General features: G+C 65.3%; 18 protein-coding genes. 8 read left to right on the top strand and 10 right to left on the bottom strand.

What is annotated here, in order from left to right:
- Positions 1-15 precede the first annotated feature (15 nt).
- From QDT69_RS19495 to QDT69_RS19485, 3 genes are read left to right on the top strand one after another with little or no spacing between them, the layout of a single operon-like run.
- Entirely contained in the window at positions 16-483 is a 468-nt protein-coding gene (locus QDT69_RS19495) for a hypothetical protein (protein ID WP_279708093.1), read from the top strand.
- Between the two features lie 60 nt (positions 484-543).
- Positions 544-2,061, top strand: coding sequence for an FAD-dependent oxidoreductase (locus tag QDT69_RS19490; protein WP_279708092.1), 1,518 nt, complete (start codon positions 544-546; stop codon positions 2,059-2,061).
- 56 nt (positions 2,062-2,117) lie between these two features.
- On the top strand, positions 2,118-3,728 hold the full coding sequence (locus QDT69_RS19485; RefSeq protein ID WP_279708091.1) for an acyl-CoA synthetase: 1,611 nt from the start codon (positions 2,118-2,120) through the stop codon (positions 3,726-3,728).
- A 154-nt stretch (positions 3,729-3,882) separates the two neighbouring features.
- Here the strand turns inward: QDT69_RS19485 and QDT69_RS19480 are convergent, their stop codons facing one another.
- The 4 genes from QDT69_RS19480 to QDT69_RS19465 are packed head-to-tail and all read right to left on the bottom strand — an operon-like array spanning position 3,883 to position 5,662.
- Complete coding sequence (locus tag QDT69_RS19480; protein WP_279708090.1) at positions 3,883-4,398, bottom strand: SRPBCC family protein; 516 nt, start codon at positions 4,396-4,398, stop codon at positions 3,883-3,885.
- Between the two features lie 32 nt (positions 4,399-4,430).
- On the bottom strand, positions 4,431-4,898 hold the full coding sequence (locus QDT69_RS19475) for an SRPBCC family protein (RefSeq protein WP_279708089.1): 468 nt from the start codon (positions 4,896-4,898) through the stop codon (positions 4,431-4,433).
- Positions 4,891-5,355 carry an SRPBCC family protein gene (locus QDT69_RS19470; protein WP_279708088.1) on the bottom strand — a complete coding sequence of 155 codons (465 nt, stop codon included), beginning with the start codon at positions 5,353-5,355 and terminating at the stop codon, positions 4,891-4,893. Before QDT69_RS19470 ends, QDT69_RS19475 begins: the two co-directional genes overlap by 8 nt.
- Entirely contained in the window at positions 5,348-5,662 is a 315-nt protein-coding gene (locus QDT69_RS19465; RefSeq protein WP_024581051.1) for a metalloregulator ArsR/SmtB family transcription factor, read from the bottom strand. The genes QDT69_RS19470 and QDT69_RS19465 overlap by 8 nt, the downstream gene beginning before the upstream one ends.
- Positions 5,663-5,781: 119 nt before the next feature.
- Here QDT69_RS19465 and QDT69_RS19460 point away from each other — a divergent pair, with 119 nt between their 5' ends.
- The 3 genes from QDT69_RS19460 (at position 5,782) to QDT69_RS19450 (ending at position 8,580) form a co-directional block, all read left to right on the top strand.
- The gene (locus QDT69_RS19460) at positions 5,782-7,221 is read left to right on the top strand and encodes a hypothetical protein (protein ID WP_347952049.1); all 1,440 of its coding nucleotides are present in this window, start codon (positions 5,782-5,784) and stop codon (positions 7,219-7,221) included.
- A gap of 7 nt (positions 7,222-7,228) precedes the next feature.
- Positions 7,229-7,762, top strand: a complete 534-nt coding sequence (locus tag QDT69_RS19455) for a hypothetical protein (RefSeq protein WP_279708086.1) — start codon at positions 7,229-7,231, stop codon at positions 7,760-7,762.
- 200 nt (positions 7,763-7,962) lie between these two features.
- Positions 7,963-8,580 (top strand): LysE family translocator, encoded by a 618-nt coding sequence (locus tag QDT69_RS19450; RefSeq protein ID WP_050426284.1) that lies wholly within the window; start codon positions 7,963-7,965, stop codon positions 8,578-8,580.
- Between the two features lie 204 nt (positions 8,581-8,784).
- Here the strand turns inward: QDT69_RS19450 and QDT69_RS19445 are convergent, their stop codons facing one another.
- The 3 genes from QDT69_RS19445 to QDT69_RS19435 are packed head-to-tail and all read right to left on the bottom strand — an operon-like array spanning position 8,785 to position 13,057.
- The gene (locus tag QDT69_RS19445; protein ID WP_279708085.1) at positions 8,785-9,708 is read right to left on the bottom strand and encodes an FAD binding domain-containing protein; all 924 of its coding nucleotides are present in this window, start codon (positions 9,706-9,708) and stop codon (positions 8,785-8,787) included.
- Positions 9,705-12,386, bottom strand: a complete 2,682-nt coding sequence (locus QDT69_RS19440) for a molybdopterin cofactor-binding domain-containing protein (protein ID WP_279708084.1) — start codon at positions 12,384-12,386, stop codon at positions 9,705-9,707. The genes QDT69_RS19445 and QDT69_RS19440 overlap by 4 nt, the downstream gene beginning before the upstream one ends.
- The gene (locus tag QDT69_RS19435; protein WP_279708083.1) at positions 12,383-13,057 is read right to left on the bottom strand and encodes a helix-turn-helix domain containing protein; all 675 of its coding nucleotides are present in this window, start codon (positions 13,055-13,057) and stop codon (positions 12,383-12,385) included. The genes QDT69_RS19440 and QDT69_RS19435 overlap by 4 nt, the downstream gene beginning before the upstream one ends.
- A 162-nt stretch (positions 13,058-13,219) precedes the next feature.
- Here QDT69_RS19435 and QDT69_RS19430 point away from each other — a divergent pair, with 162 nt between their 5' ends.
- Together QDT69_RS19430 and QDT69_RS19425 are read left to right on the top strand one after the other, a co-directional pair.
- Positions 13,220-13,453: a hypothetical protein gene (locus QDT69_RS19430; RefSeq protein ID WP_279708082.1), complete on the top strand. Its 234-nt coding sequence runs from the start codon at positions 13,220-13,222 to the stop codon at positions 13,451-13,453.
- 9 nt (positions 13,454-13,462) lie between these two features.
- A complete protein-coding gene (locus QDT69_RS19425; protein ID WP_279708081.1) occupies positions 13,463-13,630 on the top strand; it encodes a hypothetical protein in 168 nt (55 codons plus the stop codon).
- 18 nt (positions 13,631-13,648) lie between these two features.
- Here the strand turns inward: QDT69_RS19425 and QDT69_RS19420 are convergent, their stop codons facing one another.
- From QDT69_RS19420 to QDT69_RS19410, 3 genes are all read right to left on the bottom strand, one after another.
- Positions 13,649-14,341, bottom strand: coding sequence for a response regulator transcription factor (locus QDT69_RS19420; RefSeq protein ID WP_347952051.1), 693 nt, complete (start codon positions 14,339-14,341; stop codon positions 13,649-13,651).
- A gap of 125 nt (positions 14,342-14,466) precedes the next feature.
- Positions 14,467-16,161: a PAS domain-containing sensor histidine kinase gene (locus tag QDT69_RS19415; RefSeq protein WP_279708080.1), complete on the bottom strand. Its 1,695-nt coding sequence runs from the start codon at positions 16,159-16,161 to the stop codon at positions 14,467-14,469.
- Positions 16,158-16,742, bottom strand: coding sequence for an Rrf2 family transcriptional regulator (locus QDT69_RS19410; protein ID WP_279708079.1), 585 nt, complete (start codon positions 16,740-16,742; stop codon positions 16,158-16,160). The genes QDT69_RS19415 and QDT69_RS19410 overlap by 4 nt, the downstream gene beginning before the upstream one ends.
- Between the last annotated feature and the right edge of the window lie 151 nt (positions 16,743-16,893).

Raw genomic sequence — 16,893 nt, 5'->3', positions numbered from 1 at the left:
TCGCGGAGGTTTCCAATGTTTCGTGTCGCCGCGGACAGTCTGGAAGCCTACCTCGCCTTTGATCCGGCACGGACCGCGGATCTCGAACAACTGCACGCGTTGATGCGGAAGGCGGCGCCTTCGCTCAAGCGGCATTTTCATGAGGGCACGCCGGCCGGTGAAGCCGGTATGCGCATGAACATGATCGGCTATGGCGAGTTTCGCTACGCGATCAAGTCCGGCAAGACGGCCGCCTGGCCGGTGATCGGGGTGGCGCTGCAGAAGAACTACATCAGCGTCTATGTCGCGGTGACCCGCGGCGGCAAGCCGCTGGTGTCCTGCTATGCCGGCAAGCTCGGCGAATTGCGCGCCGGCGGCAACAATTTCAGCTTCGAAGCGTTTGATGATCTGAAGGCGCCCGCCGTTGCGGCGCTGTTCGCCGAGGCCGCCGATATCTTCAAGGCGGATCGGGAGAACCCGGTCCGCTATATGCAGGGAAGCTGATAGCGACAAAGCCCTCGCGCAAGCCTCGGGGTGAAGTTCTGGATAAACTGGAGACAGGCCATGGCCGATCAGCAAGCTCCTTCGGGTCCGGATCTGACTCAGGGTGTGACCCTCTCCGACTTCCCGGGCACGATGCTGCTCGGCCATGTCGGCGAGGACGACGTGCTGCTGCTGCGCTCGGGGGCGGATATCTTCGCCATCGACGCGCATTGCAGCCATTACCACGGCCCGCTCGCCGACGGCCTGGTCGAAGGCGAGACCGTCCATTGCCCCTGGCATCACGCCTGTTTTGACATTCGCACCGGCGAGGCGGTCGCCGCGCCCGCCTTCAACGCGCTCGCGGTCTGGAAGGTCGAGCGCGACGGCGATCGCATCATCGTGCGTGAGAAGCGTGCGCAGCCGAAACCCCGCGTCAAGGGCCCGGTCGATGCACCCGGCAGGATCGTGATTGTCGGCGGCGGTGCGGCAGGCTTTGCCGCCGCCGAGATGCTGCGGCGGCAGGACTATCGCGGCAGTATCGTCATGCTCAGCGGCGAGGCCGTGCCGCCGGTGGACCGGCCGAACCTGTCGAAGGACTTCCTCGCCGGCAGCGCGCCGGAAGACTGGCTGCCGCTGAAGCCGGACGACTTCTATGCCGAGGCGGCGATCGATCTGAGACTTGCGACCGAGGTCAAGTCGATCGACACCGGCCGACGCAACGTCGTGCTCGCCGGCGGCGAGGTGCTCGCGTACGACCGGCTGCTGCTGGCGACCGGTGCGGAGCCGGTGCGGCTGCCGATCCCCGGCGTTGATCAGCCCCATGTTCATGTGCTGCGCAGTCTCGACGATTGCCGGGCGATCATCGCCTCGGCCAGCGGAGCGCGCCGTGCAGTGGTGATCGGGGCAAGCTTCATCGGGCTCGAGGTTGCGGCCTCGTTGCGCGCGAGAGAGATCGAGGTTCACGTGGTCGGGCTGGAAGCGCGGCCGCTGGAGCGCGTGCTCGGGCCCGAGATGGGCGATTTCGTCCGCGCGTTGCACGAGGAGCATGGCGTCGTCTTCCATCTCGGTGACACCGTGACCGCGATCGAAGGCAAGCGCGGGCGACTGAAGAGCGGGCCCGTGCTCGACGCCGATCTCGTCGTGCTCGGTGTCGGCGTGAAGCCGCGGCTGGCGCTGGCGGAAGCCGCCGGGCTCACGATCGATCGCGGCGTGACAGTGGACGCCTATCTCGAGACCAGCGCTCCTGGCGTCTACGCGGCGGGCGATATCGCGCGCTGGCCCGACCCGCACAGCGGCGAGAATATCCGGGTCGAACACTGGGTGGTGGCAGAGCGCCAGGGCCAGACCGCCGCGCGGAATATGCTTGGGCAGCGCGAGGCCTTCGATGCGGTGCCGTTCTTCTGGAGCCAGCATTACGACGTGCCGATCAACTATGTCGGCCACGCCGAGCAGTGGGACGAGATCGCGGTGGATGGCAGCATTGCCGGCAGGGATTGCGTGCTGCGCTACAAGCGTGGCGGGCGCGTGCTTGCGGTCGCCTCGATCTATCGCGACCTCGAAAGCCTCAAGGCCGAGGTCGCAATGGAGCGGGCGGCCTGACGGCCTTCCCCTAAGGAGGGGTTTGTGGTCCGGCGGCAATGCTCTAATCTGCCGCCATGCTTCAGGAAGCCAAGATCTACGACGAGCTCTATCGCAACTTCCGCTGGGACGTTCCCGCGCGCTTCAACATGGCGACCGCGTGCTGCGATCGTTATGCCGATGGCACCGGCCGGCTTGCGCTCATCTATGTCGACGAGGATGGCGGCACCACACGCACCTCGTTCGACGCGGTCGCAGATGCGTCGCGCCGCTTCGCCAATGTGCTGACCGCCGACGGTCTGGTGCGCGGCGATCGCGTGGCGGTGTTCCTGTCGCAATCGCTCGAATTGCCGGTCGCGCATCTCGCCGCGTTCCGCGCGGCCCTCATCTCGATCCCGCTGTTCGCGCTGTTCGGCGAGGACGCGCTCGAATTCCGCCTGTCGAACTCGGCGGCGAAAGCCGTCATCACCGATCAGGCCGGCTGGGAGAAGATCGCAAAAATCCGCGATCGGCTGCCTGAGCTGAAGAGCGTCTACATCGTCGGTGACAAGACGCCGCCCGGCACCAAATCGTTCTGGAGCGCGATCAAGTCGGCATCGCCTGAATTCGCCACCGTCGACACCTCGGCCGACGATCCGGCGCTGATCATCTACACCTCAGGCACCACGGGCAATCCGAAGGGCGCGCTGCATGCGCATCGCGTCGTGCTCGGCCATCTGCCCAATGTCGAGATGTGTCACAACTTCCTGCCCCGGCCGGGCGACCTGATGTGGACGCCGGCGGACTGGGCCTGGATCGGCGGCCTGATCAACGGTCTGTTCGCGTTCTGGTATCACGGCATTCCGATGGTCGGTCACCGCGCCCGCAAGTTCGAGCCGCAGGCGGCGATGCAGATGATGGCCGAACTCGGCATCCGCAACGTGTTCCTGCCGCCGACCGCGCTGAAGCTGATGCGGCAGGCGGATGTGAAGAATTCGGGGGTGAAGCTGCGCAGCATCTTCACCGGCGGCGAGTCGCTCGGCGGCGAGCTGTTGGGCTGGGTGCGCGAGACCTTCGGCATCGACGCGCATGAGGTGTTCGGCCAGACCGAGTGCAATCTCGTGATCGGCAGCAATTCCAATTTGTTTCCGATCCGCCCGGGCTCGATGGGCCGCGCCACGCCGGGCTTTGATGTCCGTATCGTCAACGACAAGGGCGAGGAACTGCCGCGGGGACAGCGCGGCATCATCGGCGTGCGCCAGCCGTGCCCCTGCACCATGATCGAATATTGGCGCAATCCGGAAGCGACCGCGAAGAAATATGCCGGCGAATTCCTGCTGACCGGCGATCTCGGCGTGCAGGATGAGGACGGATATTTCTGGTACGTCAGCCGCGAGGACGACGTCATCACCACGGCCGGCTATCGCGTCGGCCCGTCCGAGATCGAGCACACGCTGATGAAGCATCCGGCGGTCGCGATGTCGGCGGTGGTCGGCATTCCCGATCCGATCCGCACCGAGTCGATCAAGGCCTGGATCGTGCTGCGCCCGGGCTATGCTGCGAGCGACACACTGGCGCGTGAGATCCAGGAATTCGTCAAGGTGCAGCTCGCCGCCCACGAATATCCGCGCTTCGTGCAGTTCGCCGACAGCCTGCCGATGACGGCGACCGGCAAGGTGTTGCGGCGGGAGCTAAGGGCGCTGGGCTAAATCCCTCCACCGTCGTCCCGGCGAAGGCCGGGACCCATAACCACAGGGTAGAGCGGTGGCGCGACGCTGTGGCTCCAGCAGGCCCAAGCGCGAAGAGCGGTGGTTATGGGTCCCTGCTTTCGCAGGGACGACAGCGGAGTATGTGGCGCAGACTTTACGACGGCATCGGTATCCCCAATTCCTTCAGCGCCGCCAGCATGCGCGCTGGCGGCTGCATCGGGATCACCATGGCCTTGCCGGTCTCCAGCATGCTCTTCAGGCTGGAGAGGATCGCCGGCCAGCCGGCGCGGCCGCCGGACAGGATGTCGTCGCTGATCGGGCGGTCATGCGATTGCAGCAAGGTCAGCTTCACGCCGTCGCCGGCCGGCTCGATCTCCCAGGTAACGAGCGTCGGCCCGAGCTTTTCGACCAGCTGCGGCCAGTTGACGTTGAAGGTGACGGTCAGCCGCTTCAAGGGATCGCATGCGATCACCTCGCCGGAGATGTGCAGTGCGCCGTCGGGCGTGCGCACGATGTAGGCGCCGCCGACCCGAAGATCGACCTCGACCGCATTGCCGGAAAAGTATTTCCGGCTCAACTCGGCGTTCGTGAGTGCCTGCCACACCTGCTCGGGCGTCGCGGCGATGTAGATCGCGTAGACGATGGCCGGCTTGAATGTCTCGATGTTCATGTCCGCACGTGTCCTTCGATAGATCTTCATTGTCATTCGAAGCCTTCGATCCCGAGCGCGGCAGGCGGGATCGCGACCACCTTGCCGGTCTCGAGCAGGCTCTTGAGGCCGGACAGGATCGCAGGCCAGCCCCTGGAAATGCCGTCGAGCAGCTTGCTGCCGACGCCAAAACCCTCATGGGTCACGGTCAGCTTCACGATCTTGCCGAACGGCTCGAGCGTGAACACGACTTTGGTCGTCGGCTCCTTGCGCAGTTCGGGATCGGCCTCGTGCTTGAAGGTGTAGGCGAGGCGCCGCGGCCGGTCGGCCTCGAGGATCTCGCCGGTGTCGGTGGTCTTGCCGCTCATCACCAGCGCGAGCGGCGAGCCGACCTTCCAGTCCGATTGCAGCTCGGTGTCGAACCAGTATTGCCGCGTGAATGCGCTTGATGTCAGTGCATCCCAGAGCTTCTCCGGCGTGGTCTCGATGTAGGTGACGTAGACGAATTCGGGCTTAGGCATGGTAGGGCTCCCTGGCGCCGCTTGTGAGCAGTTCGGCCGGCAGTTCGCGCCCGGTCTCCAGGAAGCTCTTCAGGCTTGCAAGGACCATCGGCCAGCCGCCGGAGACGTCGCGCAGCGTCTTCGGGCCGAGGTTGTCGTGGGTCATGGTCAGCTTGACGACCCCGCCGTGCGGTTCGATGTCGAAAGTCACGCGCGAGACCTGCTCGCGCTCGACGCCTTCCTTCACGACGTCCCAGCTGTAAGCGAGCCTCTTGGGCGGATCGGCGATCAGCACTTCGCCCTGCACGGCGCGGCGGCCGTCCTTGCTGAGATGGTGGGGCGAGCCGACCTTCCAATCGGAGGTGGCGCGATAGCCGAACCAGAAGCGTTCGGTGAATTCGCTTGATGTCAGCGCATGCCACAGCTTCTCGGCCGTGGTCTCGATATAGGTGACGTAGATGTAGTCGGGTTTACTCATCACGCTTCTCCAATTGTCTTTTCAATTCGCTGAGCGCGGCGAGTTTCCCGCGCTCGAACTTCCTGATCCACCGTTCGCCGATCTGATGGATCGGAACCGGGTTGAGATAGTGCAGCTTCTCGCGGCCATGCTTGATCGTGGTGACGAGGTTGGCCTCCTCGAGAATCCCAAGGTGCTTGGTGACGGCCTGACGCGTCATGTCGAGCCCGTCGCAGAGCTCGCCGAGCGTCTGCCCGTTCTGATCGTGAAGCCGGTCAAGCAGCGTCCGCCGTGAGGCATCCGCGAGGGCTTTGAAGACTTCATCCATGGGTTGGATAATAGGCAACCAAATGGTTGCATGTCAAGAGCGTGTGTTTTGGCACCGGAAAGGCCGTGCTAGCCTTCCGCACAGCCGACGCAGATTGGCAGGGAACTCGGGTGGTGCGCATGGGTGGTCGCGTTACGGCAGTTTGCTGCACGTTTCTTGTTGTCCTGCTCGCGAATGCTGCGAGCGCTCAGCAGAAGATCGGCGACCCGCCGGAAGCCTCCAACATGAAGTTGGTTGGAACCAACGATCTGCAGGCGCGCAGCGCCTATCAGCCGACCATTCATCATCAGGATAACAGCTGGATCGCGTATATCGGCCACCACGGCGGCACCGACGACATTCCCGATCCGGTCAATCCGATGACCGGCAAGCCTGAACCGAACGGCACCTCGATCGTCGATGTCACCGATCCAGCGCATCCAAAGTATCTCCGGCACATCCCAGGCCAGGAGGGCAGATATGAAGCCGGCGGCGCGCAGATGGTGCGGATCTGCGACGGCAAGGATCTGCCGAAGGGCGATCGCAACGCGGTCTACATGCTGCGCACCTTCGGTAGCGAGGCGCATGAGATCTGGGACGTGGCCGATCCCGCCAATCCTGTGCTCATCACCCGGATCGGCGGGTTGAAGGACACGCACAAGAATTTCTGGGAATGCAGCACCGGCATCGCCTATCTGGTGTCGGGCGCGCCGGACTGGCGGACGCGTCGCATGACGCAGATCTATGATCTCTCAGATCCTGCGCATCCGGTGAAGATCAGGGACTTCGGATTGCCCGGGCAGGAGCCGGGCGCGACCGGCGCGGTGCCGACCGAACTGCACGGGCCGATCTCGACCGGGCCGAAAGGCAACCGCGTCTACTTCGGCTACGGCACCAACAAGGGCGGCTTCCTGCAGATCGTCGACCGCGACAAGCTGCTGAACGGACCGAAGGAGCCGACGCCGGACAATCTGACATTCCCGGAGATCGCGCGGATGCCGCTATCGGCGATGAACGGCGCGCACACGGTGTTTCCGATGCCTGATATGCCGATCGCGGAATTCGCCCGTGACAAGGACGGCAGGACGCGGGACATCGTGATGATCGTCGACGAGGCGATCCAGAATGAATGCGGCGAGGCGCGGCAGATGGTGTGGTTCGCCGACGTCACCACCGAAGCGCGACCGATGATGATCTCGAGCTACACCGTGCCGGAAGTCTCCGGCGCGTTCTGCGAGCGCGGCGGCCGGTTCGGCTCGCATTCGTCGAACGAGAGCATGGCGCCGGTCTATTACAAGAAGCTGGCCTTCATCGCCTTCTTCAATGCCGGCGTCCGCGCGCTCGATATCCGCGATCCCTATCACCCCAGGGAGGTCGGGTACTTCATTCCTTCCATCACGGCGGCGACCGACAAGCGCTGCGTCACCATCGACGGCAAGGACCGCTGCAAGGTCGCGATCCAGACCAACAATGTCGAGACCGACGAACGCGGCTACATCTACGCGGTCGACCGCGCCAATACCGGCCTGCACATTCTCGAACTGACCGACGCAGCGCGCGCGGCCGCCGGTCTGCCGTGAGAATTTCATGATGCGCTTGTGGCCGGTCATAGCAGCGATGTTCCTGGCGCTCGGCGGCCTCTCGGAGGTGGCCGGCTACGAGATGGCGCCGCCGCGAGCCGCTGCATGGCGTGAAATAGCCTGGCCGTTCCCGCGCGACGGCTGGCCCGCCGGCCGCGCCTTTCGCTGTGGCACCGTGGAGTGCGGCGCTGAGGTCGAGGTCTATCTCAGGCCGAAGCTCGGCTTCTGCAATTGCGACAGCGGGGTCGCCGATGACGACGAGGTCGACCGCGTCGCCGACGTCGACATGATCAGCCCGCGCTTCGTGCCGCTGCGGGCAGGCGACGTTGTTGATGTCGCCGACATGCACGGACGGATCAGGGCCTATCGCCTCGACGGAAGCCGCACTGCTATCGGCATCGCGGTCTCGCACCGCTGCGATCTGATGGCGGTCGCGGCGCAGGGCAGGGGCGATGCCGCACGCGTGCAACGGGCGACGCTGGCTTTTCTGGGATCGCAGGAGATCAGGAATTGGATGACGGCCGCCTTGGAGGGCCGTTGAGGAGCGCCTCTCCCGTGTGTGAAAAATGGTGTCGCCACCTGCGAAAGCGGGTGACCCAGTATTCCAGATGCTGATGCTCAGCCGATAGGCCGCGGCGTACTGGATACCCGCTTTCGCGGGGTATGACAGACATGAGCAGGAACCGCTTCCTCTTCGCCCGTCGGACGTGCATAATTCATCCTCACCGTCAGTGAGCCCCCATGTCCCTGCAAGCCTATTTCGCCTTTGTCGCCGCCTGCATCGCGCTGGCGCTGCTGCCCGGTCCGATCGTCACGATGGTGATCGCCAACGGGCTGCGCTACGGCACCCGTGCGGCGCTCACCAACGTGTTGGGTGCGCAGGTCGGGCTAGCGATCGTGATCGGCATCGTCGCGGTCGGCCTGACCTCGCTGATGGCCACCATGGGCTATTGGTTCAACTGGGTGCGCTTTGCCGGCGCCGCCTATCTGGTCTGGCTTGGCATCAAGCTGATCCGCTCGCCGGTCGAGGGCGTCGGCACCGACGACAAGCCGCCGCCGCCGCGCGGCGGGTTTTTCCTGCAGGGCTTTCTGGTGCTGCTCTCTAACCCGAAGGTGCTGGTGTTCTTCGGCGCCTTCATTCCGCAGTTCATGGACATGGACAAGCCCCATTTGCCGCAGGTGGCGCTGCTCGGCGTCACCTTCATGGCGACCGCGGTGCTGACCGATGCTGCCTACGCGCTGGCGGCCGGCCGCGCCCGCAAGTTCTTCTCCAAGGAGCGGACGCGGCTGATGTCGCGCATCTCAGGCGGCTTCATGATCGGCGGCGGCATCTGGCTGGCGCTGACCCGGGCGCGGTGAGCTTGCGCGCCCTCCGCTTCACCTCGCCCCGCTTGCGGGGAGAGGTCGGAACGCATCGTCAGATGCGTTCCGGGTGAGGGGGAGTCTCCGTACATGCAACTATCAGCGTTTACGCGGAGACAGCCCCTCACCCCAACCCTCTCCCCGTAAGAACGGGGCGAGGGAGCGCAGCGCCGTCGCTCTTCGACCTAACTTCCTCACGCGCTACGTCGCGATCCGCTCGACCACGTCGCGCACCAGGCCTGTCAGCAGCTCGAGCTTATAACCCGTCATCGGGAGCGGCTTGGCTCCCGCTGTTGCCAGCGCAGCGGCTTGCGCGATGGTCGCCGCATCGGCCGGTTTCCCCTGTAGTGCCGCCTCACTTGCTTTGAGACGCAGCGGGACCGGAGCAATACCGCCCGCCGTGATGTGGACCTGCTGAAACGTGCCGCCTGATATCACGGCCCGTACGCAGATCTCGACCAGCGGCCATTCCGCATAGGAGCGGCTGATGGCGCGCTTGTAGAGCGCGCGCTCGCCGGCCAGCGGGGCAGGGAGCTCGATCCGCTCGATCCGTTCGCCCGGTGCGAGCAGATTGTCGGCCGCGCCGTTGCTGCCGTCGCCGAGCAGGTCGGTGATCGACAATCCGCTGCGCCGGTCCGTGGTGACCTTCGCATCATAGGCGAGCAGCGCCATCGCCATCGTCGACGGATGCGGCGCCACGCAAGGACCGAGATCGAACGCGACGTGATAGAGATGGTTGCCGGTCCGTGCCGGACAGTCGGAGCCGCCTTTCTTGAGACAGGCGATCTGCGGATTGCGGAAGTACCAGCAGCGCGAGCGCTGCGCGAGATTGCCGCCGAGTGTCGCCATGTGCCGGATCTGCGGTGTGGCGAGGCCCTGAGCGGCCGCAGCAATGCCGGGATAGGCCTGGGCGAGCCGCGCGTCGGATGCGATCGCAGCGATCGCGGTCAGGGCGCCGATCCGCGCCGCGCCGTCGGCGCCCCACGCAATTCCGATCGTATCGGGACTGGCGGCGAGATCGATGACCTCTCCACACGACAGGCCGCTGCGGCGACGCTCCGACAGGTCGGTGCCGGCGGCACGGAATTCGGGTGCGGACATTGCCAGTGCAGTTGCGGCGCTCATGCGGCGTCCCTCCCTTTCAGCGCAGCGACGATGCGGTCGGGCCGGATCGGAATCTCGGTGAGGCGGACGCCGATCGCATTGTGGATCGCGTTGGCGACGGCAGCCGAGGTCGGCACCGTCGATGCCTCGCCGATGCCGACGCTGTTGCCGAGCACGTGGTCGAAGCCGGCTTCGTCGAAGTGGACATCGATCTCCGGCGTGTCGGCGATCCCCGGGATACGATAGTCCTCCATCCCCGCGGTGAGGACGTCGCCGGTCTTCGGATCGAGCTCACGCGCCTCGTAGAGCGCGTAGCCGAGGCCCTGGATCACCGCGCCGCAGGCCTGGCTGCGCGCCAGCGCGGGAGAAGCGATCTTGCCGACCGCGATGCCGGTATGGACGTTGAGCACGCGGACATGGCCGAGCCAGGTGTCGACCTCGACCTCGATCACCTGCACCGAGCTCGGCACGCCGGCGCCGACAGCGATGTTGGAGAAGCGGCGCATCATCCAGCCGAACACCATGCCGATCAGGCCGACTTCGCGCAGCGGCGAGCGAATGCCGGGCGCGGTGTTCTTGCCGTCCTCGCCGCGCGTCTCCACCACCGCGATGTCGGGCGAGCGCGCGATCAGCTCGCGCCACGGCGCGTTCGAGCCGGGCGCAGGCTTTCGTGTCGCCTGTTCGAGGATTTGAGCCTTCAGCTTCCGGACCGCCTGCAAGGTCGGCGGCATCACCGAGGCGGTGACGCGGCTGCCACCGGAGCCGGGTCCTTCAGGCAGCGATGAATCGCCGATCCGCACATCGATATCACTGGGCTCGAGATCGAACTCGCGCGCGATCGTGTCGGCCAGCACGCTGCGGGTGCCGGTGCCGATATCCTGCGTCGCGGTGCTGGCGACGATGCGGCCGCCCTTGACCGCGACCTCGACCTTCACGTTGGGCTGCCAGAGATAGAGCCAGTAGCCGGTGGCAACGCCGATGCCGCGGCGATAGCGTCCATTTTGCTGTGGCTTGCGATTACGCCAGATGTCGAGCCCGGACGCCCAGTCGTAGAGCCGCTGGCGGTTGGGGTCGGGATCCCAGCGCTTGCGCAGGGCGATCGGATCGACGTTGAGCCGCAGCGCGGCCTCGTCGATCGATTGCTCGACCGCGAACGCCATCGGCGGTCCGCCGGGGCCGCGGAAGGCGGCGCCGGGCGGCAGATTGCTGATGACGTCGAAATCCGACAGCTCCTTCGCCTCAGCCGGATAGATCAGCCGCGCCAGGCCCGCGATCGTCGAGTTGGTCGCCGCTCCCGTATCGGCATGCGCGGTGACCGAGAGTGCCTTCAGGCCGCCCTGCTCGGAGGGCAGCAGCGCGACCTTCAACTCGGCGGCCGGCCGGTAGCCGGCGACGGAGAGCTCTTCCTGCCGATCATAGGCGACGCGCACCGGCGCCTTCGCCTCGCGCGCCAGCTCGATGGCGGCGATGGTCTCGGTACCCAAGCTCGCCTTCGATCCGAAGCCGCCGCCGACGTGATCGGCGATCACGCGGACCTTGTCGTGATCGAGCTTGTAGCGCTTGGCGATCTGCTCCTTCAGGTGAAACACCTGCTGGGTCGAGGCGTGCAGCGTGAGCCGATCGCCGTCGAAGCGCGCCACCGCGGCGTGCGGCTCGAGGCAGGCATGCTGCTGCGTGGCGGTGCGGAACGTTGCTTCGACGAGCAGCTTGTTGCTCGCCTGGCGTGCCTCGTCGACCCAGCTGCGAGCCTTCTTGGCGCGGGTCGAGAACACCGCGGTCGGGCCGCGGATGTTCTGCTTCCATGGCGCCGGCCCGCCGGCCGCTTCCGAGACGTTGCCGGCCCGCTTGCGGCTCGCTTTGTCGAACACCACTGGCGCGCCGTCCTTGCGTCCGGCGTCGAGCCCGACGACCGCGGGCAGCTTTTCGTAGCTCAGCTTGACGGCGGCGAGCGCGGCCAGCGCCGACTTGCGGTCCTTTGCTGCGACCGCCGCGATCGGCTCGCCGACATAGCGCACGATCTTGTCGTCGCCGAGCAGCGACACCGCGATGACGCCGGCAAGCGCGCGCGCCGGCGCAAGGTCGAGCGCGGTGATGCGGGCATGCGCCTCGCGCGAGCGCAGGATCAGGCCTTCGAGCTGGCCGTCATGGTTGATGTCGACGGTGTATTTCGCCGCGCCCGTCACCTTGTCGCGCGCTTCGATGCGGGGCGCTGCGACATTGTCGCCGTCGAAGCGGCCGGCGCAGGCGTCCGCCACCGCGCGGAAGATCCCGTCATAGGCGCCACAGCGGCAGAGATGGCCCGACAGCGCCGCGCCGATCTCCTCGCGCGAGGGTACGGCCGTTCCCCTGGTCGCGCGCCATTGGTCGCAGAACGCGGTCGCTTCCACGATGAAGCCCGGCGTGCAGAAGCCGCATTGCAGGGCATCGTGCGCCATGAACGCCTTCTGCACCGGATGCAGCTGAGCTGCGCCGATGCCCTCCACCGTCGTCACTGCCTTGCCGGCAGCGGCCTGCGCCGGCATCAGGCAGCTTGCGACCGGCGCGCCGTCGACCAGCACCGTGCAGGCGCCGCAGACGCCGGCGCCGCACACGAGCTTGGTGCCGGTGAGCTTGAGCTGGTCGCGCACGATGTCGATCAGGAGCGCGTCGGGATCATCGGGCAGGGATTCGACGCGGCCGTTGACGGTCGTCGTGGTCATGACTGTCCTCCAGTTGTCCTGCGTGTCGGCTTCTTTGGGGGCGCCGCCTTCTTGATGGGCGACTTCTCGGATTTCGGCTCCGATTTCGGCTTGGCGCCCGCGCAGAGCGTCCGCACCATGATCGCCATGTCTTTCAGGAACGCGTCGGCCGGCTGCATCGCCGGGTACTGCGACTTCGCGGCGTAGATCGACATTTCGACCAGGCGCGCGAATTCGGCCGGCGACAGGTCCTGCGGTAGCGCAAGCTGCTGCTGGCGCACGACCCGCGCGATGGTCGCGACCATGCGCTCCGCATAACGCGCCGCATAGGTCTGGTAGAGGTCGCGGGCGTGCACGAGGTGCTCGGAATACAATTCCTCGAGATGCGGCGAGCCGTCGAGCGATCCGATCATGGTCGACATCCGCGCGGTCATGCCCGCGGCGAGGATGTCGCCGAGATTGCCGCCTGCCGTCTCGGCATCTGTAACGGCGGTCTCCTCGGCTGCGATCGCGGATTCATGGATGCGCTCGATCACGGCGCGGAACAGAGCTTCCTTGGATTCGAAATGATGATAGAGCGCCTGCCGCGTCAGGCCGGCCGCCTCGGCGACCTGCTCGATCGAGGAACGGCGAAAGCCGTGCCGGCGGAATACCAGCATGGTGGCATCGAGGATGCGGGTTTTCGGTCCCATTTGACGATTTTGACAAGAATAGAAAAACTGTCAAATCGCGATTTGGTGAGGCGGCCAGCCGGGTCGCCTTTCGCCTGTGTGAGGCGCGTCACGGAGGGCCGCGTCCCAGTTGCGTAAAGCTTCGTCATGTAAGGGCGAGCCTGCTCGCCTGGAGATACGCACATGACTCAGGTCTATTTCCATTGCTCGAATACGCGCGGCGTATTGATGGATCGCCGTGGCACCTCGGTCGCCAGCCTCACCGAGGCCTGCGAGGCGGCGACCAGCATGATGCGCTCGCTGGTCGCGACGGTCAGTCTGGAAGATTGGCGCGATTGGGCCGTGCATGTCAGCGACGAGGACGGCGAGGAGATTGTCATCCTGCCCTTCGCATTCGTTCTCGGCAAAGCGCACTGAGAGGCAGCCATGCCGTCATTGCCGGCCCTCTGCCGCAGCCTGAATGCGATCGCGACCGGCTGGCGGAATCTGATCGCGCGAATTCGCGATCCCTACCGCCCCGAGCTCCACTACATGCGCGGGCCGGGCCCCAAATGGCGCGCCAAGCACGCCGTTCAAGCCACGGCAGCCGGCTGAACGCGGACCCGATCCCAGCTAGGCCGCGCAGGTCTCGCGCATGGGGGCCGGCAGGGATTCCCAAGTGCGAACGAGATCGCCGATCGAGCTCGCCTGCATCTTGCGCATCACGTTGGCGCGGTGCAGCTTGACAGTCACTTCACTGATGCCGAGATCGAAGGCGATCTGCTTGTTCGCACGGCCGCGCGCAACCTCGTAGAGGACCCGGCGTTCGCGCGGAGAAAGCGATTCCAGCCGTCGGACATTGCGTTCGACGATTCTCTCATCGGCACGTTGCGCGAGATCCTTCCTGATCCCGGCCGTCACCGCATCCAGCAAGGTTTGGTCGCGCACCGGCTTGGTCAGAAAGTCGATGGCGCCGGCCTTCATGGCCTGCACCGTCATCGGGATGTCGCCGTGGCCGGTCAGGAACACGATCGGCTTGCGCCTGCCGCTTGCTGTGAGATGAAGCTGCAGATCGAGACCGCTCGATCCCGGCATCCGAACGTCGAGAATCAGGCATGCGGGCCTCTCCCATACGCTTGCCGCGAACAGTTCTTGCGGCGAGGCAAAGCAGGCGCACTCCATACCGGCCGACAACATCAGTTCCTGCACGGCTTCGCGAACCGCCGGATCGTCGTCCACGATGATGACAAGAGGCTGCTCGGCCTCATCCTTTGGCCGCATCCAACCCGAAGCGGGGTTCTGCGACGTCTCGAGTTCATGTGTCATATTTCCCTCCTCATCGAACTCGCGCCACGCGCCAGTTCCCCGATTCGAACAGTGCTCCAGCATCCGCTCCAGCATCTTTGGGGCGCCACCAACGACGGCGACAATCGACGTTCGATGCTCGGTCATCACACTGCCACGGCCTCGTCGGCCTCCGCCGGCAGCGTGAACGTGAACGTTGTCTCGCCGGCCGGGCCGGTCTTCGTCCACAGCCGGCCGCCATGGGTTTCGACAATGGAGCGGCAGATTGCGAGCCCCATTCCCATGCCGTCCGTCTTCGTCGTGACGAACGCCTCGAATATCCGGTCCGGCGATTGCACCCCGGGACCGCGATCGCTGATCTCGATCCGCACGCTGCCGCCGGATCTGCGCGCGCGGATGGCAAGCGACTTGGCGTCTCCGAGACCCTCCATGGCCTCGATCGCATTGCGTATGAGATTGATCAAAACTTGCTGGATCTGGATCCGGTCGCAGACGACGGCGGGCAGGCCGGCCTCGATCTGCATCGCGACGCTGACGCCGCTCTGCCGTGCGGCGTCGATCATCAGATCACGCGCTTCCGCGATGATTTCGCCGAGCGTCGCGCGTCTCTTCTCTTGCGTCGATTGTTTGAACAGCGCGCGAATGCGGCTGACCACATTCGCGGCTGCATTGGCGTCGCGAATGATGCGCGTAACGATCACTTGCGCGCGCTCGACATTCGGCACATCCGCGGCCAGCCACCGTTGGCATGCGTGCGAATTGGCGACGATGGCGGCGAGGGGCTGATTGACCTCGTGGGCGATCGAAGCGGAGAGCTCCGCCAGGCTGGCCGCCTGGCTTGCGCGTCCCAGGGTGTCCCGGGTTCGCCGCAGCTCATCCTGCGCCTGGACTTGATCTTCGATATCAAGACAGACACCGTACCACTGCACCACGACGCCTTCAGCATTGCGCATCGGCGTAGCGCGTGCCTCCACCCAGCGATGCACGCCGTCCGAACGACGAAGCCGATGCTTCAACGAGAACGGCTCGCCCGTCGCGATCGCGCTGCGAACTGCGTCGGTGACGACGGCCGCGTCATCGGGATGCACGATGGTCTCGACTGTCGCGGCGAGCCGTCCTGTGTCGAGATTGTCCAGTTGGTCGATCGACAGCCCGGTGAATTGCACCATTTGCTTGTTGAAGTAAGTGGGTTCGCCATCCGGAGCCAGGCTCCAGATCAGGCCGGGTACGGAATCGACCAGTCGGGAAAGTTGTTGTTCGCGTTCGAGCAGAGCTGCTTCGGCCTGCTTCTCGTCGTCGACATCGATGGTGGTGCCGTACCAGGCGGCGATCCGCCCGTCTTGATCGCGTTCCGCCGATGCGAAATTGCGGAACCAGCGATAGACGCCGTCCGCAAGCGCAATGCGATGCTCCAGATCATAGTAATCGCCGGTCGCGAGGCTGTGCTGCCATGCCGCCAGGAGCCGATCATAGTCATCGGGATGAACGACGTTTCTCACGCCGAACGTGTCGCGCCCAAGCGGCGACAGCTCCTTTTTGGAAAGCCCCGTGAGGGTCCTGATGCGGCGGCTCATATAGAGAAACTTGCCGCGGGCATCGGTCGACCATGCGAGCGCCGGCATGCTTTCGATGATGCGCAGGGCCTGCTCGGCCTTGCCTGCGCGCATCGCCCGCCGGCGTCCGGAGCAGATGCCGCCGATGCCGACGAGAAGACAGCAGCACGCCGCGACGGCAGCCCAGAGGCCGTTCAGCCCAAGCGTTGACCCAGCCAGCAGCAATCCGACACCGCAGCCCGACAGGGCGAAGCCGAAGTCCTCAGCGAAACGCGACGTGCCTGTCATGGGCCGCCCTCCCGCTTCGACCTGCGCGGTCGTCGCTTCGGCGACTTGTTCGGATCGTCGGTCGGGTCGGATCTTCGGGGCCGATCCTTGACGCGGTCGCTGATCCAGTCCTGGACGTCCCCGAAGAACGCTGCCGGTGCGACCCGCCCGAAACGCTGCGCAACGTCGGCGAGGGTTTGTTCGGCCAGGGCGTCGCGCATGGCCTTCTCCGCGCGAAGCATTACGGCGTGAACCGCGCACGTTCCCTTCGCGGCCCATGTCGGCGGCTTTGCGCCGAACAACTGACATCGCAACCGGACATCCTGGCAATCGAACAGCGGCTTATCGCCCTCGATGGCATCGACGATGTCCAGGAAGCTGATCTGCTTCGGCGCCTTCGCAAGCACATATCCGCCTCTGGCGCCTTCGGATGCTTTCACGATGCCGGCCTTCTCCAGCTTCGGAAATATCTTGGCGACGAAGCTCGGCGAAATGCCCTGTAACTCGGCGAGGTCACGGCTGCTCAACGGCTTGTCGCCGGAGCCGACCAGCCACAGCAGGCAATGGATGCCGTATTCGACGCTCACGGTGACGTGTGCCATAACGCGGACCATAGCAGTCCGAGTTGATCCATGCAATACGCGGATAGCATTTGTCCGAGTTATGCGGATCCACGACAGCGTGATGACCGCGATGCGTCGATGTCACCCTAAGTTGCTGAAGCGGCGACGCATTCCGGCGTATGCGCGGCAT

Source organism: Bradyrhizobium sp. CER78 (genome assembly GCF_029846235.1).
Classification (GTDB): Bacteria; Pseudomonadota; Alphaproteobacteria; order Rhizobiales; family Xanthobacteraceae; genus Bradyrhizobium.
The sequence above is the reverse complement of the archived record's forward strand: the minus strand, read 5'-3'. Positions and strand labels throughout refer to the sequence as shown.